Origin of the sequence: Rhodococcus sp. LB1 (assembly GCF_001583455.1) — a bacterium.
Lineage (GTDB): Bacteria > Actinomycetota > Actinomycetes > Mycobacteriales > Mycobacteriaceae > Rhodococcus_F > Rhodococcus_F opacus.
In genome coordinates this window covers 42,998-66,473 of sequence record NZ_LTCZ01000035.1, presented here as the reverse complement: position 1 = coordinate 66,473, position 23,476 = coordinate 42,998, and the positions used below count along the sequence as shown (strand labels likewise).

Genomic DNA, 23,476 nt, shown 5'->3' with positions numbered 1-23,476 from the left:
TCACTCACCTGCCACCACGACGGTGGCCAGGGATGCTCCGGCCGCGACGACCTGCCCGACCTCGACGTGCAAGGACTCGACGACACCGTTGACGGCGGCACGGATCGGGTTTTGCATCTTCATCGCCTCCAGCACCATCAGCACCTGCCCCGCCTCGACTTGGGCGCCGACCTCGACGTCGATCTGCGCGACCGTGCCCTGCATCGGGCTCTTGGCCTCACCGCTCGCCGCGGCGCCGCCGCCCCGCTTCTTCCGTGGTCCGCCGGTCGCGGCGCGGCGCGCCTGCGGCTCGGCGACGGGCGCGGCAGCGGCCGGACCTGCGGGGGTGAAGAACGGGATGACGTAGCGGCGGTCACCGACCCACACCTCGTTGCGGGGCAGCATCTCCTCGGTGTCCTCGGCATCGGTGTCGGACAGGTCCTCGACCGGCGGCAGCAGCGAGGCGAAGTCGATGTCGCGCTCGAGCCAGTTGGTGTGCATGGCGACGTTGCGGAAGTCCTTGTGCGCAATGATCTGTCGTGCGGCGGGGACGGTGGTGGGCACGCCGTCGATGATCAGCTCGTCGAGGGCGAGGGTCAGCCGGTCCAGGGCGCGGTCCCGGGTCGGTGCCCACACGATGAGCTTGCCCACCAGGCTGTCGTAGTACGGCTGGACCTCGTCGCCGGATTCGTAGCCGCCGTCCCAGCGGACGCCGGCGCGCGTCGGTGCCTGCACGGTGGCGATCGGTCCGGGGCTGGGCATGAACAGGGCGCCGCGGGTGTCCTCGGCGTTGACGCGGACCTCGATCGCGTGCCCTCGCGGGACGGCGCCGGACTCGGTGATCGACAGCGGCTCGCCGGCGGCGACGGCGAGTTGCTCGGCGACCAGATCCAGGCCCAGGGTCATCTCGGTGACCGGGTGCTCGACCTGGATGCGGGTGTTCATCTCCAGGAAGTAGAAGGCCTCCCGGTCGGCCTCGACGAGGAACTCGACGGTGCCGGCGCCGACGTAGCCGACCTGCTTGGCCAGGCGGACCGACGCCTCGCCCATGGCGCGGCGCAGCTCATCCGACAGGCCGGGAGCGGGTGCTTCCTCGATCAGCTTCTGATGTCGGCGCTGCACCGAGCAGTCGCGGTCGCCGATCCACACCGCACTACCGTGGGTGTCGGCGAAGACCTGGACCTCGACGTGGCGAGCGCTGGACAGGTACCGCTCGAGGTAGACGTCGTCACGACCGAACGCGGCAGCGGATTCCTGCTTGGCCGAGGCGAACGCGGATTCGGCCTCCGAGGCCGAGGCGACCATGCGCATGCCGCGGCCGCCACCGCCGTAGGTGGCCTTGATCGCCACCGGGTAGCCGTGCTCGTCACCGAACGCGATCACGTCCGCCACGGAGGCGATGGTGCCCTGCGAGCCGGGGACCTGCGGGACGTCGGCCTTCGCGGCGAGATCGCGGGCGGCGATCTTCGAACCCATCACCTCGATCGCCGAGGAGGGGGGCCCGATGAAGATCAATCCGGCGTCTTCCACGGCCTTGGCGAACGCTGCGTTCTCGGCCAGGAAGCCGTAGCCGGGGTGCACGGCCTGCGCACCGGTGCTCTTGGCTGCCTCGATGATCTTGTCGATCGCCAGGTACGACTCCGACGCGGAGGCCGCGCCGAGCAGGACCGCCTCGTCGGCCAGTCGCACATGCAGTGCCTTCTCATCCGCCTCCGAGTACACGGCGACGCTGGCTACACCGGCCTCTGCACACGTGCGAATGATGCGGACCGCGATTTCGCCGCGGTTGGCGACGAGGACCTTGGACAACATGCCCGGACTCCTTGGGGTTTCGAAATACCTGTGCGATGGACGCCCCGGTGTGGGGTCGCCTTCGTAAGACCATGTCGCTTAGACAAACAATCGTACGTTCGCTTACGGTACCGTCAGATGTGGTAACGGTCAACGATGGTCCCCGCCGCATCCGTGAGGTGGGGTCGACGACAGAGAGGACACGGACGGTGATTGCGTCTGCCGAACAACTCGAGTTGCTGGTCGACGCTCTGCGAGTGACCCCCACCGGTGGGAACCGGTTCCGTGGACCGACCGCGGCCCGGAAACTGCCGCGGCTCTTCGGTGGGCAGGTTCTCGCCCAGGCGCTGATGGCCGCCGGTGCGACGGTGACCGTCGGTCGAACCCCACATTCCCTGCACGCGCTGTTCCTGCGCGGCGGAGACCCCGAGGCGCCGGTCGTCTACGAGGTGACGATCCTGCGCGACGGCCGCTCCTATAGCGCCCGCGCCGTCACAGCGACGCAGGGCGGTGCGGTACTGGCGACGCTGCAGTTGTCGTTCGCCACCGCGCAGACCGGACCTGAGCACGAGTGGTCGGCGTCGCCGCCCGGCACCACACCGGGTCAGCTGCCGCCGCTGGGCGAACGACTCGAACCGGACCTTGCCATGCTGCCGGCGTGGTGGTCGGATCCGCATCCGTTCGATTTCCGCTTCGTCGATCATCCTGAAGCGCTCGCATCGGCCGGAACCCGGGTCCCGGAACAGTTGTTCTGGGTACGCGCGGCCGCGCACGTCCCGGACGAGCCGTTGCTGCACACCGCGTTGCTGACGTACATCAGCGACCTGACACTGCTCGATCCTGCGCTGATGCCCCACGGGCGCTCCTGGTACGGCAACCGGGTGATTGCCGGTGCCAGCATCGACCACGCGATGTGGTTTCACCGCCGGTTCTCGATGAACGACTGGATGCTGTGTCGGCAGGTCAGCCCGATCGCCACCGGTGGCCGATGCCTGTGCACCTGCGACTTCACCACCGAGGCGGGTCTTCGCGTCGCCTCGGCGTCCCAGGAGGGCATCCTGCGCGAACCCTGATCTCGACGGCCCCGTTCAGACCGGCACGATCTCCGACTCGGAGGCGAGAAACCAGGTGATGTCCCCGATGAATTCTTCCTCGTGCTCGCGGACGGCGTCCGCCTCCGGCGAGGCGAACGCCTGGGCCACCGCGGCGACGGACGGGAACCACAGCTCCGCCATCCCGTCGTAGGCCCATTCCGTGCGATGCTCGATCGCCGGGTTCTGCACGTAGCGCTCGAGTTCCGGGAGCTTCCATACGTACTGGGGGTGCTCGACGTTCCAGTACCGGAGGAACTCGTCGCGAGAGAGCTCGGACTTCGACGTGATCAGCGCAACGATCTTGACGGACATACATTTCTCCTTCAGTCGGGGTCGGCGACGGTAGAAGTTCGGCGACCAATCGGGAATGCACGGCGGCGTTCGGCCGGAGATGACAGCTTCCGGTCGAACGCCGCCGTGAGGGGATTCAGTGCGCGAGGGTCTTCGTCTTGTCCAGACCTGCCCCGGTCAGGGCTCGCACTTGAAGTTCGTCGAAGGCGGCGTCATTTGCGGGCTCACGACTGAGGTAGCTGCCCACGATGCACCCGAGGAATCCGGCGGGCACCGACAGCAGGATCGGGAAGGCCAGCGGGAAGGGCGCTGTGGTCGTCAGTGAATCCGACAGCAGCGGAGCCAGACTCGGCCACACCAGCGGACCTGTCAGAATCAGCGCCAGCGCCGTCAGCAGACCCGACAGCGCCCCGACTACGGCGCCGAGGGTACGCATCCGCCGCCAGAGCAGCGTCATGATCAGGACGGGGAAGTTCGCGCTGGCCGCGGTGGAGGTCGCCAGCGTGGCCAGGAAGGTCACGTTCTGGGTGCCGCCGATGGCCAGGGTGACACCGACGGTGACGATCACCAACGCCACTGCCGCGATCCGGCCGACCGTCATTTCCTCGGTTTCGGGACGGTGGAACGTCTTGGCCCACAGGTCGTGGGCGATCGTGCTCGACGCGCTGAGCACCAGGCCGGCCGATACCGCCAGCAGCGTGGCGATCGAGACCGCGACCACCAGCGCCAGCAGCAGGTCGGACGCGAAGCCGTCGCCACCGCCGAGCCAGACGGTCAAGGCGGGTAGGGCGAGATTGCCGCCCTTGCCGGCGATTTCCTCCCCGCCGGCGCCGAGGGCGGCGCGTGCCGAGATGCCGAGGAACGCGATGAGGACGTTGAATCCACCGATCAGGCTGATCGCCCAGATCGCGGACTTGCGTGCCTCGATGGCGTCGGGAACGGTGAAGAACCGCATCAGCACATGGGGCAGGCCCACCGCGGACAACGTCACGGCCACTGCCATGGAGATGATGTTCCAGGGCCCCTTGAAGGAGTTGCCGGTGGCCAGGTAGTGATCGCCGAACTTACTCTGCGAGACCGCCTGCTCGATGATGTTGAGCGGGTTGGGATCGATCCGGATGAGAACCAGGATCACCAGCAGCGCGACGACGCTCATCAGGGCCACGGCCTTGATGATCTGCAGCCACGTCGTGGCGAGCATGCCGCCGAAGAGCACATAGGTCAGCATCAGGACCGCGGCGATCACCACGCCCCAGGAGAAGTCGATTCCGGCGAGGGCCTCCATCAGCACGCCGCCGGCAACCATCTGGGCGAGTAGGTAGAAGACACAGATGAAGAGCGTCGAGATCGCCGAGACGATGCGGACCGGACCGGACCGCAGTCGGGTGGCGAGCGCGTCGGCGAACGTGAAACGCCCCAGATTGCGCAGCTTTTCGGCGATCAGGAACATCACCATCAGGAAGATCCCGCACGCGAAGATCGCGTAGACGATGCCGTCCATGCCGTAGAGGTAGGCCAGCCCGGCGTAACCCAGCAGGGAGGCCGAGGACAGGAAGTCGCCGGCGATGGCGGTGCCGTTCTTGCGTCCGGTCATACCCCCGCCGGCCGTCCAGAACTCCGCCGACGTCTTCGTGCGGCGCGAGGCGAAGTAGGTCGCCACGAAGGTGGTCGCCAGCAGCAGGATCGTGACGACGACGGCGGTGGTGTTGAATCCGTCAGACATTGCCCGCGACCTCTCGCTCTCGGATGGCGGGCACGCTCAGCACGGCCGCGGCCAGGATGTCCCAGTGGCGTGCGCGGCGCACGTACCAGGCGCCGAGGCTCATCACCGTCGCGACGTAGGCCAGGGACAGGATCAGCCCGACGCTCAGACCCGGGACGGGACGTGTCGCGATGATCTCCGGGGCGAAGGCGGCGAAGCCGACGAGCGCGCAGAATGCCACCGCGAAAACGCTCCAGGCAACGGTGAAGAAACTTCGGCGGTCACGTCGCAGGCGGAGCATCGACGGATCCGACCAGAGCCGGCTCCAGTCGACAGCGGTCTCGGTGGGAGGCATGGTCACCCTTTCTCGTGCTGGTCGGTGCCGTCTTTCGCGGGTGAAACGCGAGTTCACGACGAGTGAGGGCGGGGCCGGTTGCGTTGTGGGACCGTGCGGCCTGCACGCCCTCTGTAATGGGCATCACACACGCTATACGAACGGGTGTTTGTTTGTCTAGGTGGAAGGAATGGTCATCTGACCCTTGGAAAAACGTGCGTTCGTTTGTATCGTGGGGTGGGTGACCGGGTCACAGCGCGACGGCCGCACCCTTGCGCCCCGAAGGCCGCGGTCACCCCGAGTCGGAGGAGTCTCATGATCGGAAGCGGCACCCTGCCGGACACCACGGAGCAAGCGGATCTGCGCGAGATGGTGCGCGAGATCATCGAACGATTTGCACCCCCGCAGCGGGTCAGGGAACTCGACGACGCCAACGCGTTCGACCTCGAGCTGTACCGGGCGCTCGGCGAAGCCGGGCTGATCGGACTCGACGCCCAGGCCGACGGCACGAGCGGCGCCGACCCGAGACTCCAGATCATCGTCCTCGAAGAGCTCGCCGCCGGCCCGACCTCGATGGCGGTGTGCCTGGTCGTGCAGTACATGGGCGTCGGACTGCTCACCGAGTACGGCAGCGACCAGCAGCGCAGCACCGTCCTTGCCCCGCTCCTCGACGGCAGCGAGCGGGTCGCCTTCGCACTGACCGAACCCGACGGCGGCACCGACGTCGCCCGCGTCATGCGCACCCGGGCGAAGAAGTCCGACGACGGCCGGTGGATTCTCAACGGCTCCAAAACCTGGATCTCGGGTCCGCAGCACGCGAGGAATCTCATCGTCCTGGCCCGGACCTCGACGCCCGAGTCCTCTCCGATCGACGGCATCACCATGTTCGTGGTCCCGACCGACACTCCCGGCATCACCGTGCGGGAACTCGATACCTTCGCCATCCACAGCCTGGACACCTGCGAGGTCACCTTCGACAACGTCGAAATCGATGCCTCCGCCGTCCTCGGGCACGTCGACCAGGGGTTCCGGCAGGTGCTGGGCACGCTCAACGGGGAACGACTCAACGCCGCCGCCGCCGCACTCGGGATCGCGCGGGGCGCGCTGGAAGCCGCCGTCGACTACGGCCGCCAGCGTCAGGTGTTCGGGCGTCCGGTCGGCAGCTTCCAGGCCGGCCAGCACCGGCTCGTCGACGGCGCCATCGCGATCGAATCGGCCCGTGCCTTGATGCTCCAGGCCGCCGAGGCCACCGCCACCGGGAAACGCGCCGACATTCTCAGCGCCATGGCCAAGGTCGCCGCCTCAGATGCGGCGGTCGCCGTCACCGACGCCGGCATGCGCCTGATGGGCGGATCCGGGTTCAGCAAGGAATACCCGATGGAGCGGTTGTTCCGCGACGCCCGCCTCTACACCTTCGCCCCATTGACCAACGAGATGCTCCGCAACCACATCGGTGAGAAGTACCTGGGATTGCCGCGGTCGTTCTGACTCGCGCACCCGCACACCACTACACAGAAAGAAACACCATCATGCCCGCGATCACCCCCTTCGCCGACGAACTCAACGCACTTCCGCCGCTGGCCTCGCGCTACGTCGACGTCGACGCCCTTCCTTGGCGCCCCTCCGGGTACGAGGGCATCGATATCAAGGTGCTACTCAAAGACGAGGAGAGCGGTCTGCTCACCGCCCTGTTCCGCTGGCAGCCCGGATCGGTCCTGCCGCTGCACGAGCACGTCCGGATCGAGCAGACCTGGGTGCTCGAAGGAAGCATCGTCGACGAGGAAGGCGAGACCACCGTCGGGAACTTCTCGTGGCGCCCGCAGGGCAACCAGCACCGCGCCTCTGCGCCGAACGGGGCCCTGGTGCTGTGTTTCTTCCTGACCCCCAACAAGTTCCTCGAGGGCCCGAACGCCGGCTCCACGCTGGAATGACGGCCACCAAACCAGACCCGAGGAGCTCGTGTTGTCTCAACCCACCATTCATCGCACGCGGCTGTTCTCGCCGCTGACCCTGCGCGGTGTGACTTTTCGCAACCGCCTCTGGGTGGCGCCGATGTGCCAGTTCTCCGCCGCCGACGGCGTACCCGACGACTGGCATCTGGTGCACCTCGGCTCGTTCGCCAAGGGGAAGGCCGGCCTGGTGCTCACCGAGGCGACCGGGGTCAGTCCGGAAGGGCGGATCAGCTCCAAGTGCACCGGGCTGTGGAACGACACGCAGCTCGACGCGTTTTCCCGCATCAACCGGTTCGTCACCGAGCACGGATCGATCCCCGGTATTCAACTCGCGCACGCCGGCCGCAAGGCCTCCGCGCACGTTCCCTGGGAGGGCGACGGGACCGTCCCGATCAGCGAGGGCGGCTGGGAGACGCTCGGTCCGTCGGCGACGGCCTGGGGAGATCAGGCCGTGCCGCGCGAGATGACCGTCGCCGACATTGCGAAGGTGGTCACCGACTTCGCCGACGCCGCCGCCCGTGCCCTGGCCGCGGGATTCCGGGTCGTCGAGATCCATGCCGCACACGGCTACCTGCTCCACCAGTTCCTGTCGCCGATCACCAACCGGCGCACCGACGACTACGGCGGGGACCCCGACCGCCGCGCCCGGCTGCTGCGGGAGATCATCGCCGCGGTCCGCGCGGTCTGGCCGGAGGAGTTGCCGCTGTTGCTCCGGATCTCCGCCACCGACTGGGCCGAGGACGGCTGGGACGTCGACGACAGCGTCGCGCTGATCCGTTCGCTCGAGGGCTCCGGGATCGACCTCGTCGACGTCTCCAGCGGCGGCCTGACCCCGGAGCAGAAGATCACCGTCGGACCGGGATACCAGGTGCCGTTCGCTCGCCGGATCCGCAACGAAACATCCCTGCCGGTCGCGGCCGTCGGGCTGATCACCGACTCCTCGCAGGCCGAGCAAGTCCTCGTCGACGGAGCCGCCGACGCTGTTTTCGTCGGACGGAACCTGCTGCGCGAGCCGATGTGGCCGCTCAAGGCGGCAAAGGAACTCGGCGTCGAAGACACGCTCGACTGGCCGACCCCGTACCAGTCGGCCCGCTACCGAGGCAACATCCCCTGACCCCGTGGTGGGCGCGATCGTTGACATGGACGGGTGCCCACCCGGTACCGTAAGAAAACAATCGTTCGTATGTGGTAAGCGTGCCGGGTGCAGAGACTTCCGCGCGCGCCGGGCGGCACCCACGGCCGCATCATCGCCGCCAGCGTTCGTGTGTTCGCCGAGCAGCTCTACCCGAAGGAGAAAAAATGTCCGAGACCAGCCCCAGCCGTCATCAACTGTTGATCGACGGTAAGTGGGTGGATCCGGTCGAAGGCGGCACTGTCGACGTCTTCAACCCGTCGACCGGAGAAAAGCTCACCGAGATCGCCGCAGGCGGCCCGCGCGACGTCGAACTGGCGGTGCAGGCTGCCCGCCGCGCATTCGACGACGGCACGTGGCGGCGGATGCCGGCCGAGGCCCGCGCCCGGATCCTGCACCGCTTCGCGGACCTCATCGAGGCCAACGCCGACGAGATCGCCCTCATCGACACCCAGGACTGCGGAAAGCCCTACGCGTTCATCCGCGACATCGACCTGCCGAACATGGCCGACCTGCTGCGCTACATGGCCGGGTGGACCACCAAGCTCGAGGGACGCACCATCCCGCTGTCGCGGCAGAACCCCGGAGACTTCTTCTCCTACACCCGGCGTCAGCCGGTCGGCGTCGTCGCCCAGATCATCCCCTGGAACGGCGCAGCACTCGCCGCGGTCTGGAAGCTCGCCCCGGCGCTGGCCGCCGGATGCACCGTGGTGCTCAAACCCGCCGAACTCGCCTCCCTGGCCCCGCTGCGCCTGGCGGAGTTGGCTGTCGAAGCCGGTGTGCCCGACGGAGTGGTCAACGTGATCACCGGAACGGGCGCGGACGCCGGAGCTCCGTTGGCCGGTCACCCGCAGGTCGACAAGGTTGCGTTCACCGGCTCGGTCGAGACCGGCAAGAGGATCGTCGTCGCGGCCGCATCGAACCTGAGCAAGCTGACCCTCGAACTCGGCGGCAAATCCCCCAATGTCATCTACGACGACGCCGATCTCGACATCGCCGTCGACGGAGTGCTCGGTGCCGTCCTCTACGCCCAGGGGGAGGCCTGCACGGCCGGGTCGCGGCTGTATGTGCAGCGCAACGTCTACGAGGAGGTCCAGACCCGCATCGCCGCCAAGGTGCCGCAGATCAAGATCGGGCCCAGTGCCGAGCGCGGCGTCCTGGTCGGCCCGATGATCTCCGACCAGCACCGCTCCAAGGTCAAGACCTTCGTCGAGGGCGCGCTCAGTGACGGAGCGGAGATCATCGCCGGTGGTGCCCAGACCCGCGAGCCCGGTTACTACCTCGAGCCGACCGTGCTCGGCGGGGTCGACGACGACATGACCATCGCCCGGGAGGAGATCTTCGGCCCGGTGGTTTCGCTGATGCCGTTCGACGACGAAGCCGAGGTGCTGCGCCGCGCGAACGACACCACCTACGGTCTGGCGGCCGGAGTGTGGACGAGTAACGTCGGTCGCGCCCACCGCTTCGCCGAGGCGGTCAACGCCGGCGCGGTATGGGTCAACTGCTACAACGTCTTCGACGCCGCTCTGCCCTTCGGTGGCTTCAAGCAGTCCGGCTGGGGCAAGGAGATGGGCGGCGAAGCCCTCGACGGCTACCTGCAGAGCAAGGCGGTCACCGTCTCGCTCGCCTGACACCTTTCGAAGCCCTCGCACGCCCGGCTGGTGCACGCGTGTTCTGTGGCCGAAGCCGGTTCGACCCCACTACTTGGACGCTGCGGGGTTGTTCGGCACCAACTCTCGTTGTGATCGTTGACACGACAACCGAGACTGAACGTAACATACGTACGTTCGTTTATTGGGTTGTGGCCCCATCTTGCGCCACCGCCTGCATTTGTTCCGACTGCAATTGGCGGTCGAATCCGCCGCGCGCCGTGTGCACTTAGGTTCACCGCACCCACCCGAAGACGCCTCCTGCCTTGTCGGCGGAGAATCCAGATACCAGGAGCCACGTCATGACAACATCGACGCTCACCGGCGCGCGAGTGACCTACACACGTGCACCCCTCTACAGTTGGTGGGTCCTGCTGGTCAGCCTGCTGTGCTTCATGTGCTGCTTCATCGGCCTGAACACCGTCGCCGTGTTCGGCACGGTCATCCAGGACGACTGGGGAATCAACGCCACCCAACTGTCGTTGCTCACCACCGCATCGATGCTCACGTTCTGCGTGGTTCCGGTCTTCGCCGGCAAGTGGGCCGCCCGTATCGGGGTGAAGAAGATCGTCGTCATCGGCCTGCTGTGCAACGCCGTTTCGGCGCTTTTGATCCCGGTGGTCGGTGAGTCCTATACCGGGATGCTCGTGCTGCGTCTGCTCCTGGGCTGCTGCGGCGGCGTGATGAATGCGTCCCTGGCCACCCATGCATCCTTGTGGTTCCCGAAGAACCGTCGCGGTTTCGCGACCGGTCTGCTGATGGGCTTCCTGGGTGTCGGCTTCTCGATCACCTCGTTCGCCGGACCGCTGCTGACCGACAGCGGCATGTCGTGGGAGGTCGCCTCGATGTGGCTGACCGTGGTCCCGAGCGTCGCCTGCGGTGCGTTGTTCGTGCTCACTGTCAAGGACTTCCATAAGGCCCACCCCGGTGTGCCCTCGATGGACGCCCTCGTTGCCGAACCTGTCGGACTCCGGCGCCCGCACTCGACCCGTTTCGATGCGCTCCCCAAACCGGGATCGCTCGCCGAGGCGCTGCGCAGCTCCCGTGTGTGGTGGTCCTCGCTGTACGGGGCAGGAACGGCGATCACCCTTTACGGGCTTTCCTACGCCCTGCCTTTGTTCCTCGAACAAGACCGCGGCATGACGCTGCTCGAAGCCTCGGCGATCATCGGCGTCACCTTCATGTTCAAACTCGTCGCGGCTCCCGTCGGTGGCCTGATGTCGGACCGGCTCTTCCGCGGCGAGCGATTCCAGACGAACATGATCGGTGCCGGTCTGGCCGGCGTCATGGTTGTCGCTCTGCCCGGGATTCCCGCGAGCACTCTGGGGATCTACCTGTGCATGATGTTCCTGGCAGCATCGCTCTACGGTGGCACCTACTGGGCATGGGCGGCGGAACTGTCTCAGCCGCAGGCGAATTACCAGACGAGTGGACTCATCGTCACCGTCAGCAATGTCGGCGCCGTCCTGGCCGCCCCGATGCTGGGGCTGATCATCGACGCCACCGGCAGCGCCACCTACGCCATGGTCACCATCGGAGTCCTCGGCCTGCTGAGCGTGGAGTGCGCCCGCCGCTCCCGGCTGTAAACCCACACTCAACCCCCTGATCGCCGACCCGCGAGACCGCATACCAGCCGTTGCGTCATCCTTGCGGGTCGGCTCCCAAACGCTCTCCGGTTCCGGACGGTTCACACGACGGCGGCGCGAGTCCGGAGCCGGAGAGCACTCCCGCGCACTCTGCGGGTCGTGCTCGACAACACCCGAGATGCCTCGCATGACGGGACGAGCACTGACAAAGGGGCTCGGACCGCGATCCGGCCCGAGCCCCCTTTGTCGTCGAAGTAGGGAAGTCAGCGGATGGTCCAGCCGCCGTCCGCGACATAGACCGCGCCGTGCACAAAGCTCGCCTCGTCGCTGACCAGGAACAGCGCGACGTTCGCCAACTCCTCGGGCTGCGCATGCCGGCCCGCCGGTGCACTACGCAGCGCCTCCACGACCGGCAGATCCTCGTTGTACAAGATGTCCTTGGACATCCCGGTTTCCACCGCACCGGGCGCGATCGCGTTCACCCGCACGTTCTGGTGCGCGTAGTCGAACGACATCTGCCGGGTGAACCCGACGACACCGTGCTTGGAACTGGTGTATGCAGTACCGCCCCCACCGGCGATGAATGCGGCGACCGAGGCGGTGTTGACGATCGACCCGCCGCCGGCGGCAATCATCGACGGCAACACCGCGCGGGTCACCAGGAACATGCCCTTGAGGTTGACGCCGATGATGCGGTCCCACAGCGCCTCGTCGGTGTCGAGGAGCGGGGCATAATCGTCGAGCACACCGGCGTTGTTCATCAGCACCGTCACCTCACCCGCCACATCCGCGGTCTCGGCGGCCGCCGCTGCCACCGCCGACGCGTCGGAGATGTCGACCGCCACCCCGTGGGCCCGTCCGCCTGCCTGGCGGATCTCGGTGACCACGGCATCGATCCCGACCGGATCGAGGTCCCATACGACGACCTCAGCGCCTTCGGACGCGAATCGTAGGGCGCTGGCCCGGCCGATCCCCGACGCGCCGCCGGTGATCACCGCCGTCCGATCGGCAAGACGAGTCCCGGTTCCACTGGCAGTTTCGATCACAATTTCCTCCCTGAACGTTGATGATGAATACACGGCCACTTATCGCACCGGCCGCCCATGCCGCCACGCACCGGATCGGTGCGAACTCGGCGCTCCTCAGTTGTTCGTCGACCGCGGATAATACTCGGCAATGTCCCGCGCATCCTCTCGAGCACAGTGACCGTCGGCCACGATCTGCCAGAGTGCGGCGACGAACTGATCTTCCGTCAGTCCGAAGTGCACCAGCAATTCGTCGGACGGAACGCCGCCGAGGGCAGCCAGGCCAGCGCCACACGAACCATCGCGTGCGCATCGGTCTCCGCCGGAGGACGCGACCTCCTACGTGCGCCGTCCCGCTTCTTGCGCCGCAGTCGCTTATAACGCTCGACATGAGCGTCTACATCAGTAGACGCTATCCTTCCGAATCGGCTGGGCTGCATGGTGATAACTTCCAAATGCGCTGCACTGCGTGATTCCTGGATCGCGGCCCACAGCAAAGCGTGAGGCCCACCCGTCGAACAATTGAAAGGAGCGGACCGGCGGATAAGGTGTTGTGCCACTTCCGTCGCGGATGGGATGCCCCGCTGTGCGGGGCGACGGAGGTGACCCCGTAGCCCCGCACGTTGACAACTCGGCCTCGCTCGGGATGGCCGGAGCGGCCGAATGGGTGCTGCCGCAGCCTCAGTCGCGGAAGGGCTGCTTGACCCAACCCTGGTCCCAATTGGACACCTGGTGTGTGCGTCCGCGCAGTTCCTGGAAGTACCAGGTGCCGTCGCGCTTGACGAACTGATCGGTGTAGTTGATGGTCAGGATGACCGGGTCCTTCTCGGTGGCGTCCTGACTGTTCTCGATGGTGCACAGGCACAGCAGGTAGAAGTATCCAACAGCGCTCTGGCCGTCGTCGGCGAGTTCCACACGTGGGGCGATCATGTAGTGCAGAGCCCAGGTGATCTTGTCCGACAACGCCCGGAAGTGCGCCTTGATCTCCTCGTGGCCGGTCATGGATCCACCCTCGCCGTCCACGACCCACCGGCCGTCTTCGACGAAGAGACTGGCGATGCCTTGCGGGTCGTAGCCGTTGTCGCAGAAGCCGGCGTAGCGATACTTGAGCTGTTCGATTGCGCGGACGTCCTCGAGTCGTGTCAGTCGCTCGGCGAGCTCGGTAACGCTCACATCCGCGGTGGTAGCGTTCATGATTACGGGTCCTCCTGTGAGGGTTGATTTCTGGGAAATTTTGGTCAGGAGATCTGTGCGAGAACCTTGGAGACTGTCTCGAGGTTGCGCATGCCCTCGCCCGGGTTGTCTGCCGGGTCGACCCACAGCACCGCCCGTTCGATCCCCAATTCTCGATAGCTCTCGAGCAGTGCGGGATCCGGTGGTGCCGAGGCCACCGCGATGCCGACCGACTCGGGGTCGCGGCCGGACTCCTCGACGACTCTGCGGAACTCGGGCACCGTCTTCGACAGACTCGGATCTTCTGCGGAGGGCACGACGTACCAAGCGTCGGCCCACTCGGCGGCATGCCGCATCGTGGTGGGACCGGCGCCACCGAGGTAGGTGCGCGGGCCGTTCGGCTGCGCGGGCTTCGGCCAGGCCCACGAGGGGGCGAGCGACGCACGGGGGCCGTCGAAGCTCGCCACCTCCTCGGTCCACAGTGCCTGCATGACTTTGAGTTTGTCCCGCACGGTGGAGTAGCGCTGCTTCCACACGACGCCGTGCGCTTCCGCTTCCTCGACGTTCCACCCCATTCCGACTCCGCAGATGACGCGTCCGCCGGATAGGTGGTCGAGGGTGGCGATCTGTTTGGCCTTCGCGATCGGATCGTGTTGGGCCAGCAGGCAGATACCGGTGCCGAGCATGATCGTCTGCGTGTGTGCAGCGATCATCGACATCGTGACGATCTGGTCGTAGGTGCGTAGGTAGAACTCGGGTAGTTCGGGTCCCCCGTAGGGGATCGGGTAGTCGGTTTTCCGGGATACCGGAAAATGCGTGTGCTCGGGCACGAACAGGGACTCGAATCCGTATCCTTCCGCGGCCTGCCCGAACTCCACGGGGTCCGGACCCTGATCGGTGAAGAAATAAACTACGCCCACATCCATGACGGGATCCTTAACTCATTGTCATTCTTCGAGGTGACGCCGAGGGGTTCAGGCGTCGTCGACCACGACGTGGTCCTCGAGGACCACTACGTAGTGCTTGCCGATGAAGTTCTCGACGTCCGCGAGGGCTGCCTGGCCGGCCTCGGACGCCCAACCGGCCTCCATCGCCTCGGCGCTCTCGTAATCGAGGACGGCGAGACCGTCGATGCCGAATCCGTTGTCGGGTTCGGTGGCACCTTCTTGCGGAACGACGTGCCGCTGCACGTAGCGGATCACACCGGGCACCTGCGCGGCGAGCGGGGCGTGCTTCTCACGCCAGTACTCGTCGAACTGGGCGAACGACATACCCGGCTTGCGTCCGATCAGTGCGATCGTGCGGACCGGTCCACCATTGACTGTCATTGATTTTCCTTCTCTGTCGGGGTCGGTTGAAGGGGAGTAGGGGTTGTCAGCCGGGGTACTTCGCGAGCATTCCGGCATCGACGGGCAGCGCGGTGCCGGTCACATACCGCGACTCGTCGCTGGCCAGCCACAGGACTGCCTCGGAGATGTCGGCGGAGTCCACCCATGGCACCGGCAGCAGGTTGATCCGCCCGAGAACGTCGATCCCGTCGTGGAGGGTCGGGTTCTCGAGGTCGGGCCGGAAGATCTTCGCCGCCGTCGGATTGTCGATCATGTCCGTGCGGACATTGGTCGGATGCACGGTATTCACCCGGATGCTGTGCGGAGCAACCTCGTTCGCGACCGAGCCGACCAGTCCGACCAGCGCGTGCTTGGCGGCGCTGTAGTGCGCCACGTGCGGCACTCCGCGAATGCCCGCGATGGAACTGATCGCGATGATCGACCCGCCTCGGCCGCCGGCGATGATGTGCGGCAGCGCCGCCTTCATCGTCTGCCAGACGCCGGTGAGGTTGATGTCGATCAGGGTGTTCCATTCGGCACGGGTGAGCTCCCAAGAGGGCTTGGCTGCTCCGAGTACGCCCGCGTTGGCGACGACGATGTCGAGTCGACCGAGTTCGGCGGCGGCCTCGGCGACCGCGGCGATCATCGACTCGTCACGGACGTCGGCTTCGATCATCACCACCCTGCGGCCCCGCTCCTCCACCAGGCGTGCGGTTTCCTTCAGGTCCGCGTGGTCAGGCATTGCGTAGCTCACCTGGTCGATCGGGCGTACCGAGTCGAGCAGGATGAGATCCGCGCCTTCGTCCGCGAGGGTGAGAGCGTGCGATCGACCTTGGCCGCGGGCGGCGCCGGTCACGAAGGCCACCTTCTCGTGCAGTCGCTGACCGATGTTCGTCATGCAGATTCCTTTCGGGGAGTCAGACGTTGGATGACGTGACGCAGGTCCAGTTGCTGTGCTCCCACCGCGACGGCGATGACCACTGCCTGGACGAGGAACTGTGTGGAAGAGGGCGCTCCGAGGGAGAGCACGAGCTGGGTCAGCTGGCTCAGAAACAGGGCCCCAACCGCCGTGCCGATGATGTTGCCGCGACCACCGGTCAGCGCGGTGCCGCCGACGACCACAGCTGCGATGGCAGGCAGGAGGTAGCTGGTGCCGGCATTGGTGTTCGGTGTGCTCACGTACCCGGCGAGCAGGACACCGGCGCCGCTGTAACACAGTGCCGCGGCGACGTATCCGCTGATCTTGATTCGGGAGGTGCGCACACCCGCGGCGCGGGCGGTCCGCTCGTTGGACCCGACGGCGACTACCCGGCGCCCCCAGGCGGTGCGCCCTGTCGCGAATACCGTCACGATCATCAGCAGCACCGCGAGCCATACCGTGTTGGAAACACCGACCGTTTTTTCCAGCGCGAAGTCGGACACACTTTGCGGGGCGCGGGTCGGGGTTCCTCCGGAGTACGCGAGGGCGGCGCCCATCAGGACGGCGTTGACTGCCAAAGTGGCCACCAGCGGGGTCACCGAGAATGCCGAGACGACGATGCCGTTGACCAGTCCGACGACGACGGCGATGGCGGCGACGACCAGCAGAGCGGCGAGGATACTGCCGTGATCCTGGGCGTACTGGCTGCTGACCAGCGCGGCGAGGGTCATCATGCCGGGCAGCGACAGGTCGATGCCCTTGAGCATGACCACGATGGTCTGCCCGATCGCCGCGATCGCCAGGATTCCGGCGAAGGGCAGTAGCGAGTCGATAGCGCTGCCCGAGATGCTGCCGGGGGCGATCAGCCAGCTGAACAGGAACAGTGCCACGGTGATCGCGATGACCGAGCTGGTGCCGTTCCAGGTCGGGGTCCAACGGCGACCGCCGGTGGACTCGTCCCCGGACTTCTGGGGGAGGTGTTGTTCTTGTGTTGCGCTCACGGGTCAGCTCCGCTCTGCGAGGGTTCGGGACTTCGAGTAGAAGGCGGCCGCGGCGATGGTCAGACCGCCGAGAAGCCACTGCTGCCAATACAGCGGCAGCCCGATGAACTGGACGACCGTGTTGATCTGGATCACCAGCACTGCGCCGAGGCAGGCTCCGATGAACGAACCGCGCCCGCCGAAGATGGAGGCGCCGCCGAGGACCGCGGCACCGATGCTGGCGAGGGTGTAGCTGTCACCGATACTGGCGTTGCCGGTTCCGGCCTGCGCCATGAGCAGCACGGCTGCCGGGACGATCAGCACCGAGCAGCTCACGTAGGCGGCGAGAGTGATCCACTTGGTGCGGACTCCGATACGGTCAGCCGTGGCGTGCTGGGATCCGGTGGCTCGCAGTCGGACACCGAACATGGTGCGGTACATGGCGACTTCGAGAAGCACCGCCACGACGATTGCCACAACCAGCATGATCGGCACGAATCCGAGCTTGGTCGATGCGTACGAGGTGAAGACCGGATCGATCTTGCCCGCGGGCAGCGGACGTAGGAGGTAGGCGATGCCCTGGATCGCGGTATAGGTCACCAGCGTTGCGATCAACGGGTTGATCTTGACGACCACCGCCAGTGTCCAGTTCACCAGGCCGACAGCCGCGGCGACGATCGCGAGGACGACCAGGCCGATGATCATGCCGATGGGTGTCTTGTACGCCGACAGCACGAAAGAGCCGACAACGACGAGCAGACCGGCCAGTGGGCCCACCGACAGGTCGATGCCCCCGATCATCATCACCACCTGCTGTGCCATCGCGAAGAACGCGAGGGTGGCCAGCAGCGGCAGGATCAGACCAAAGTTGCGTGAGGTGAGGTAGAACTCGCTCTGGCTGATCGCGACGATCGCCAGCAGCACGGTGGCGAGCGCGAGAATCGCGGCGGGCGTCAGGTCGCTGCGGGAGATCTTCCGGCCGAGCGTGACCTTCCGCAGTGCCGTACCGACCCGGCTACGACTGCCGGTTGCGCTGAGCGCGGCCTGGGCGATGCCGTGCTCGGTCAGTTCGTCGCCGACGAGCTCCTTCGCGGCCTTCCCCCGGGAGAAGACGATGACCCGGTCACAGAGCTGCTCGAGTTCCGCGGCCGACGAGGAGAGCACGATGATCGCCGCCCCGCGCGCCGCCGCCTCTCGGAGGATGGTGTAGATCTCCTCCCGCGCGCCGATGTCGACACCCTGGGTGGGCTCATCGGCGAGGATCACCGTGGACTCGGTCATCAGCACCCGGCTGAGCACGACCTTCTGCTGGTTTCCGCCCGAGAGGGTGGTGATGTCGACCTCGGGGGAGGGAGCCTTGACCCGCATCGACGCGAACGTCTCGGCAGTGGCCTTGCGCTCGCGCAGGCGTGAGAGGGCACCGAAGCGGGTGAACCGCCCCAGTGAGGCCAGCGAGGCGTTCTCCCGAAGGCTCAGTCCCGGCAGGATGCCCTCGTTGTGCCGGTCGTGGGGGAGATAGGCGATCCCACCGGCCAGTGCGGTGGTCGGGCTCGACGTCCTGACCGGGCGGCCGTCGATCTCGACGGTGCCGTGGTTACCGACCAGACCGCCGAGTGCGCGGAGCACCTCACGTTGGCCTTGTCCCTCGACACCGGCGAACCCGACGATTTCGCCGGCGCGAACCTGCAGGTGAAGGTCGTCGAAACCCTCGCCGGAGAAGTCGGTGACTTGTAGCAAGGTGTCACCGAGCAGGCTCGAGCGGGTGTCTGCCCGCGTGTGACCGCGCGTGAGTTTCCGACCGACGACGAGGTTGACCACGTCCTGCTCGGTGACGTCGGCGCCGGTGAACGTGCCGACCAGCGCGCCGTCGCGCAGCACCGACACGGTGTGGGCGATCTGCTTGACCTCGTTGAGGCGGTGCGAGATGTAGACGACGGCACCGCCGGCCGCGATCATCTCCGACACCAGCCGGAACAACTCCGCGACTGCGGGCGGTAGGAGGTGCTCGGTGGGCTCGTCGAGAACGATGACCTTCGGCTCCTCGGCCAGAGCCTTGGCGATTTCGACGACGAACCGAGCGTCCGGCTGCAACTCGCGCACCGGAGTGCGTGGATCGATCGACGCCACGTTGCTCCACCGCGCGAGGATGCCTTCTGCCCAGCTGACCTGGTCCCCGACGGATGGGCGTAGTTCCTCGGGCATGCTCAGGCGCATGTTCTCGGCGACCGTCAGGTCCGGAAGGAGCGCTGGCTCCTGGTACACGATGGCCAAACCCTGTTCGCGGCACCACGCCGGGGACGGGTCGGCGGCGGCGACGCCACCGATCTCCACCGTCCCCGAATCGGCGGTGATCGATCCGGCCGCAATGCCGACGAGTGTGGACTTGCCGGCGCCGTTCTGGCCGACCAGCGCATGAACTTCGCCGCGCCGGACCGTCAGCGAGACGTTCTTGATGGCGTGCACGCCCGGGTACTTCTTGTCCACCGCTTCGAGCCGGAGAACGACGTCCTGATCGGGCACTTCGTGGACGGGACTTTCCTGAACCTGTACGTCACTCACGTACATCACATCCTCGACAATGTCGTGCTGAGTCATAGTTGACCACTCCTTATCCCTGGCGCCCAGCCGCTACTGGAAGACGGCCGAGAGCTGCTCGGGCGAGAGCGCCGAGGATAGGTCGGCGTCCGGCGGCAGATCCTCGCGGCAGGTCGGGAGCTTGCCGCCCAGGGTGTCGACGAACGTGGGCAGTTCGAAGTTCTCCGGCTCGTTGTCGGGCCGGCCGTTGAGCGCGGCGAGCGCCTTGCGGGCTGCGATGCGTACGACGGTCGTGGTGCCGTCGAGGGTCAACAACTGGAAGCCGGGGTTGGCCTCGTGGTGCTGCAGCCACATGCACCCGAGTTCGTTGTCGGTAGCGGAGGTCGCCAGCGGCGGGATCGGCCGACCGGCGTTGATGAAGGCGCGCAGTCCCCCCTTCGATGCGACACCGTAATCCGATGCCAGGGCGTCGATCTCGGGGTACTTGGTCAATGCGCCGGCCATGGCGCGCTGTTCGTATGCCGCGTCCCAGCTCGAGGGCTGCGGCTCGTTGGTCAGCGGGGTGAAGGGATCACCGAGCTCCTTGGAGGTCTCGTTGATTCCGTCCCACAGGGCGACCGTCGAGGGGCTTCCGCCCGGTAGTCCGCCGCTGAAGAGCAGTGTGCTGCCCGGCTGGACCTGGCCGCCCAGCCACTTGGCCATCGTGTCGCCCTCGACGTCGAAGTCGTACTGGACGTAGCCGTCGTAGTCGACGCCGACCTCACCGCCGGGATCGGCGATGTAGGGGACGACGACCACACCGGCGTCATGGGCGTTCTTCAGGGCGCTGAGGGCCTGGCTGCCGAAGTCGTCGTACGTGACGATCGCATCGAAACCCTGTGCGGTGTACGAATTGATCGCGGTGATGTACTTCTGCAGATCGTTGTCGGCCTGGGTGTACTCGAGGGTCACGTTGGGGCAGGCGGAGAGCTCGTCGGTGAGTTCGGCCTGCGTGATCTTGCGCCACGAGTTGGCGCCGAATCCGGCGACGTGCGCGATCTTGAGCGGCTGGTCACCGCAGAGCTGCTCGACCGGCAGGGCCTGGCCGCCGTCGCTCGTCGAACCTCCTGAGCTGCCACCCGATTCTGCCGGAGCACTGGCCGTGCATGCCGCGACGCTGAGGACTGCGCTGAGGGCAACTCCGGCAAGGGCTGCGCGACGACAAGACAGAGCGTTCATGGATTTTCCTTCTTCTGCCAGACACAGACGAACGTTTGCTCGTTTGTTTGTATTGTGGCGTAGAGCACAGCATCCGTCAACGGGTGATCTACGGCATGCCGCTACCTGGACGATTGGGTATTTCGCGGCCGTCGCACGCCGACAGGGCAGTGCCGCACGTGACGCGCCCTCATCGTCGACGCGCCAACCCTGTTGCGTCGGTGGGTAACCGCTCGTGTGCTCGCTGCCGTGGGGTTCGGTGTCGCGCGCACACTGGGGGTGGGAACCGAGGTGCGCGATCTGGGGCCGCAGGCTCGACGGACGCTCGCGAAGCAACGGCCACTAGCCCTTCCGGTCCGTGACGGACTGGAAGGGCTGGGCCGTGCCGTATTCGATTGTGGAGCGTGGAGGGGTCAGCCGACCGGGACCGGGGCGGCAACGCACACGGTGTTGCGCAGCGTGCCCAGGCCGGTGATTTCCGTGGTGAGTGTCTGGCCGTCAGACAGATGCGTTCCGGTCGGGTGGCCGACCCCGCCGGGAGTTCCGGTCAAGATCACGTCCCCGGCCTGCAGGGTGACGATGTGGGAGATGTACTCGATCAACCGGGCCGGGGTGAACACCAGGTCGCCGGTCGAGTCCGACTGGACGGTGGCACCGTCGACGAGAGTGTTCAGGGTGGCACCGAGCGAAAACTCGTCCGGGGTCACCAGCGTCGGACCGAGCGGGCACGTTCCCTCGAACGTCTTGCCCTGCAGCCACTGTTGAGTCCGATACTGGTAGTCGCGCATGGTGACATCGTTGGCGACCGCGAAGCCGGCGATGTACTCGCCGGCGTCGGCGGCCCGCACCGATCTCGCCTTCTTGCCGATGACGACGGCGAGCTCCCCTTCCCAGTCGACCTGCTGATCGGCGTAGGCCGGGACGTGGATGTCGTCGTAGGCGCCGATGAGCGATTCGGGAAACTTCGCGAACAAGGTCGGGTAGCGGGGGAGTTCGCGTCCCATCTCCTCGATGTGATTCGCATAGTTCAGGCCCACGCACACGATCTTCGTCGGATGCGGAACCACGGGCGCGTACTCCACGGCGCCGAGGTCGACGACCTGCCCGGCTGCCTCGGTGGCGATGCGCTGCCAGTGCGGGTCGCGCAGCAGATCCGAGAGGCTGGGATAGGGCTCGATCAGCACCGCGCTTCCGCCGTCGATCCGTGCGGCGGCGGTCGATCCCTCCACACGCAGCGTGGCCAGTTTCATGAGACGGCGACCTCGGCGGGCTTCTTGAGCATCAGACCGGATCGCTGGACGCGGCAGACCAGTTTGTCGTTCTGGTTGAAACCGCGGTGCTCGAAGCGCACGATGCCGGTATCCGGGCGGGACTTCGACTCGCGGCGCGACAGAATCTCGGTTTCCACGCGCAGGGTGTCGCCGATCAGTACCGGCGCGGGGAAGGCGATCTCCTCGAACCCGAGGTTGCCCAGCGTCGTTCCGAGAGTCGTTTCCTGCACCGGAATACCGACGACGACGCCGAGGGTGAAGACGCTGTTGACGATGCGCTCGCCGTACATGCTGTCCTTGGCGAACTCGGCATCGAGGTGCAGCGGCTGCACGTTCATCGTGAGCGTCGTGAACAGCAGGTTGTCCGTTTCGGTCACTGTACGGGTCACCGCGTGCTTGATGGTGAGCTCCGGCTCGAGTTCTTCGAAATACAATCCACTCATTTTGGGGTCCTCGAGGGTTCGGTCGGTCGGGTGATGGGGTCAGCGCGACTGGATGGTTTCGGCGAGGGCAACCACGCCGCGAGCGGTCTTGACGTGGGCGATGTCGACGTGTTCGCCCTCGAACAGTGCCGCCGCTTGCCCGTTCGCCTGGGCCTGCTCGAAGGCCTCGATCATGCGGCGGAAGCGGTCGACGATTTTCGGGTCCGGCGCATAGACGTCGTTGACCGTCTCGATGTGCGAGGGGTGGATGAGCACCTGCCCGGTAAAGCCCAGCCGCCGGTTGCCTTCGGCGAACCGGCGCAGCCCGTCCAGGTCGGAGATCTCCTGCCACAACCCCACGATGGGGTGGGCCAACCCGGCGGCACGGCAGGCGAGCACGGCCTTGCTGCGGTAGTGCAGGGTTTCGAGGCCCTCGGCGGTCCACTCGAAGCCGACCTCACGCGAGACATCGGCATCGCGGGCCGCGGCCACCATCAGCGATGCGACCCGCGGATGCGCGGCGGCGATCGACTCGCAGTTCACCAGCGACTTCGCGGTTTCGAGGGTGGGGATCACCTCGACGCTTCCGCGCGTGAGCGAGGCCTCGATCTCGAAGTGTTCTAGCAGGGCCGCGAAATCGAGCACCTCCCGCGGGCCGTAGATCTTCGGAAGTAGCAGGCCGTCGAGCCCGGGTCGGACGACGGTCTGGAGGTCTCGGCCGAAATGGTCCGTGTCGAGCGGGTTCGGGCGCACCAGCACCGTCACATCCGGATGGTCACTGCGCAGGGCGTCGATCGTCTCGGCTGCCATTGCGCGGGCATCCGCCTTGCTCGGCTCGGGAACCGAGTCCTCGAGATCGAGGATCACGGCGTCGGCGCCGGCGCGCACAGCTTTCTGTGCCCAGCCCTCCCGATGAGCCGGCACGAACTGGAGAGAACGTAGGGGTCGCATTACTTCCTCACTCGATAGGGCACCGCCGGTGCGGCGACGACACAGGCTTCCCGCAAATTCCCGGGGGAGACTGGCGGTCGCCGCCCCGGCCACTCGGCCGTATCCGAACCCGCCGCGGACGCGGCGCGATATTTCGTGGTGTGCGGCATGTCGTCACATCCAGAC

21 protein-coding genes are annotated in these 23,476 nt (G+C 66.5%); 6 read left to right on the top strand and 15 right to left on the bottom strand.

Annotated features, from left to right (window positions below):
• On the bottom strand, positions 1 to 1,791 hold the full coding sequence (locus AZG88_RS07000) for an acetyl/propionyl/methylcrotonyl-CoA carboxylase subunit alpha (protein ID WP_061697307.1): 1,791 nt from the start codon (positions 1,789 to 1,791) through the stop codon (positions 1 to 3).
• A gap of 188 nt (positions 1,792 to 1,979) precedes the next feature.
• Here AZG88_RS07000 and AZG88_RS06995 point away from each other — a divergent pair, with 188 nt between their 5' ends.
• Entirely contained in the window at positions 1,980 to 2,843 is an 864-nt protein-coding gene (locus AZG88_RS06995; protein ID WP_005250641.1) for an acyl-CoA thioesterase, read from the top strand.
• Positions 2,844 to 2,858: 15 nt separating this feature from the next.
• Here AZG88_RS06995 and AZG88_RS06990 read toward each other — a convergent pair whose 3' ends face one another.
• The 3 genes from AZG88_RS06990 to AZG88_RS06980 all read right to left on the bottom strand — a co-directional run bounded on the left by AZG88_RS06990 (position 2,859) and on the right by AZG88_RS06980 (position 5,212).
• Complete coding sequence (locus tag AZG88_RS06990; protein ID WP_005250642.1) at positions 2,859 to 3,176, bottom strand: EthD family reductase; 318 nt, start codon at positions 3,174 to 3,176, stop codon at positions 2,859 to 2,861.
• A 115-nt stretch (positions 3,177 to 3,291) separates the two neighbouring features.
• Positions 3,292 to 4,878: a solute symporter family protein gene (locus AZG88_RS06985; RefSeq protein WP_025433374.1), complete on the bottom strand. Its 1,587-nt coding sequence runs from the start codon at positions 4,876 to 4,878 to the stop codon at positions 3,292 to 3,294.
• Positions 4,871 to 5,212: a DUF485 domain-containing protein gene (locus tag AZG88_RS06980; RefSeq protein WP_061697348.1), complete on the bottom strand. Its 342-nt coding sequence runs from the start codon at positions 5,210 to 5,212 to the stop codon at positions 4,871 to 4,873. The genes AZG88_RS06985 and AZG88_RS06980 overlap by 8 nt, the downstream gene beginning before the upstream one ends.
• A gap of 294 nt (positions 5,213 to 5,506) precedes the next feature.
• On the opposite strand from AZG88_RS06980, the gene AZG88_RS06975 reads away from it, so the two are divergent.
• From AZG88_RS06975 to AZG88_RS06955, 5 genes are all read left to right on the top strand, one after another.
• Positions 5,507 to 6,679 carry an acyl-CoA dehydrogenase family protein gene (locus tag AZG88_RS06975; protein ID WP_061697306.1) on the top strand — a complete coding sequence of 391 codons (1,173 nt, stop codon included), beginning with the start codon at positions 5,507 to 5,509 and terminating at the stop codon, positions 6,677 to 6,679.
• Between the two features lie 41 nt (positions 6,680 to 6,720).
• Positions 6,721 to 7,122 carry a cupin domain-containing protein gene (locus AZG88_RS06970; RefSeq protein WP_005250650.1) on the top strand — a complete coding sequence of 134 codons (402 nt, stop codon included), beginning with the start codon at positions 6,721 to 6,723 and terminating at the stop codon, positions 7,120 to 7,122.
• A 31-nt stretch (positions 7,123 to 7,153) separates the two neighbouring features.
• The gene (locus AZG88_RS06965) at positions 7,154 to 8,257 is read left to right on the top strand and encodes an NADH:flavin oxidoreductase/NADH oxidase (RefSeq protein WP_061697347.1); all 1,104 of its coding nucleotides are present in this window, start codon (positions 7,154 to 7,156) and stop codon (positions 8,255 to 8,257) included.
• Between the two features lie 185 nt (positions 8,258 to 8,442).
• On the top strand, positions 8,443 to 9,906 hold the full coding sequence (locus AZG88_RS06960; RefSeq protein WP_061697305.1) for an aldehyde dehydrogenase family protein: 1,464 nt from the start codon (positions 8,443 to 8,445) through the stop codon (positions 9,904 to 9,906).
• A gap of 320 nt (positions 9,907 to 10,226) precedes the next feature.
• The gene (locus AZG88_RS06955) at positions 10,227 to 11,510 is read left to right on the top strand and encodes an MFS transporter (RefSeq protein WP_061697304.1); all 1,284 of its coding nucleotides are present in this window, start codon (positions 10,227 to 10,229) and stop codon (positions 11,508 to 11,510) included.
• 263 nt (positions 11,511 to 11,773) lie between these two features.
• Here the strand turns inward: AZG88_RS06955 and AZG88_RS06950 are convergent, their stop codons facing one another.
• The 11 genes from AZG88_RS06950 to AZG88_RS06900 all read right to left on the bottom strand — a co-directional run bounded on the left by AZG88_RS06950 (position 11,774) and on the right by AZG88_RS06900 (position 23,311).
• The gene (locus AZG88_RS06950; RefSeq protein ID WP_082833249.1) at positions 11,774 to 12,556 is read right to left on the bottom strand and encodes an SDR family NAD(P)-dependent oxidoreductase; all 783 of its coding nucleotides are present in this window, start codon (positions 12,554 to 12,556) and stop codon (positions 11,774 to 11,776) included.
• Positions 12,557 to 13,216: 660 nt separating this feature from the next.
• Positions 13,217 to 13,729, bottom strand: a complete 513-nt coding sequence (locus tag AZG88_RS06945; RefSeq protein WP_197487790.1) for a nuclear transport factor 2 family protein — start codon at positions 13,727 to 13,729, stop codon at positions 13,217 to 13,219.
• A gap of 44 nt (positions 13,730 to 13,773) precedes the next feature.
• Positions 13,774 to 14,634 carry an LLM class F420-dependent oxidoreductase gene (locus tag AZG88_RS06940; RefSeq protein WP_061697303.1) on the bottom strand — a complete coding sequence of 287 codons (861 nt, stop codon included), beginning with the start codon at positions 14,632 to 14,634 and terminating at the stop codon, positions 13,774 to 13,776.
• Positions 14,635 to 14,682: 48 nt separating this feature from the next.
• On the bottom strand, positions 14,683 to 15,036 hold the full coding sequence (locus AZG88_RS06935) for an EthD family reductase (RefSeq protein WP_005565844.1): 354 nt from the start codon (positions 15,034 to 15,036) through the stop codon (positions 14,683 to 14,685).
• A 46-nt stretch (positions 15,037 to 15,082) separates the two neighbouring features.
• The gene (locus AZG88_RS06930) at positions 15,083 to 15,934 is read right to left on the bottom strand and encodes a mycofactocin-coupled SDR family oxidoreductase (RefSeq protein WP_061697302.1); all 852 of its coding nucleotides are present in this window, start codon (positions 15,932 to 15,934) and stop codon (positions 15,083 to 15,085) included.
• The gene (locus AZG88_RS06925; protein WP_061697301.1) at positions 15,931 to 16,956 is read right to left on the bottom strand and encodes an ABC transporter permease; all 1,026 of its coding nucleotides are present in this window, start codon (positions 16,954 to 16,956) and stop codon (positions 15,931 to 15,933) included. The genes AZG88_RS06930 and AZG88_RS06925 overlap by 4 nt, the downstream gene beginning before the upstream one ends.
• Before the next feature lie 3 nt (positions 16,957 to 16,959).
• Positions 16,960 to 19,500, bottom strand: coding sequence for an ATP-binding cassette domain-containing protein (locus AZG88_RS06920; protein WP_061697344.1), 2,541 nt, complete (start codon positions 19,498 to 19,500; stop codon positions 16,960 to 16,962).
• A 63-nt stretch (positions 19,501 to 19,563) separates the two neighbouring features.
• Entirely contained in the window at positions 19,564 to 20,688 is a 1,125-nt protein-coding gene (locus AZG88_RS06915) for a substrate-binding domain-containing protein (protein ID WP_061697300.1), read from the bottom strand.
• A 392-nt stretch (positions 20,689 to 21,080) separates the two neighbouring features.
• Positions 21,081 to 21,917 carry a fumarylacetoacetate hydrolase family protein gene (locus AZG88_RS06910; RefSeq protein ID WP_061697299.1) on the bottom strand — a complete coding sequence of 279 codons (837 nt, stop codon included), beginning with the start codon at positions 21,915 to 21,917 and terminating at the stop codon, positions 21,081 to 21,083.
• Positions 21,914 to 22,381, bottom strand: coding sequence for a MaoC family dehydratase (locus AZG88_RS06905; RefSeq protein ID WP_005565830.1), 468 nt, complete (start codon positions 22,379 to 22,381; stop codon positions 21,914 to 21,916). Before AZG88_RS06905 ends, AZG88_RS06910 begins: the two co-directional genes overlap by 4 nt.
• Positions 22,382 to 22,420: 39 nt before the next feature.
• Positions 22,421 to 23,311, bottom strand: a complete 891-nt coding sequence (locus tag AZG88_RS06900) for an HpcH/HpaI aldolase/citrate lyase family protein (protein ID WP_061697298.1) — start codon at positions 23,309 to 23,311, stop codon at positions 22,421 to 22,423.
• Positions 23,312 to 23,476 lie beyond the last annotated feature (165 nt).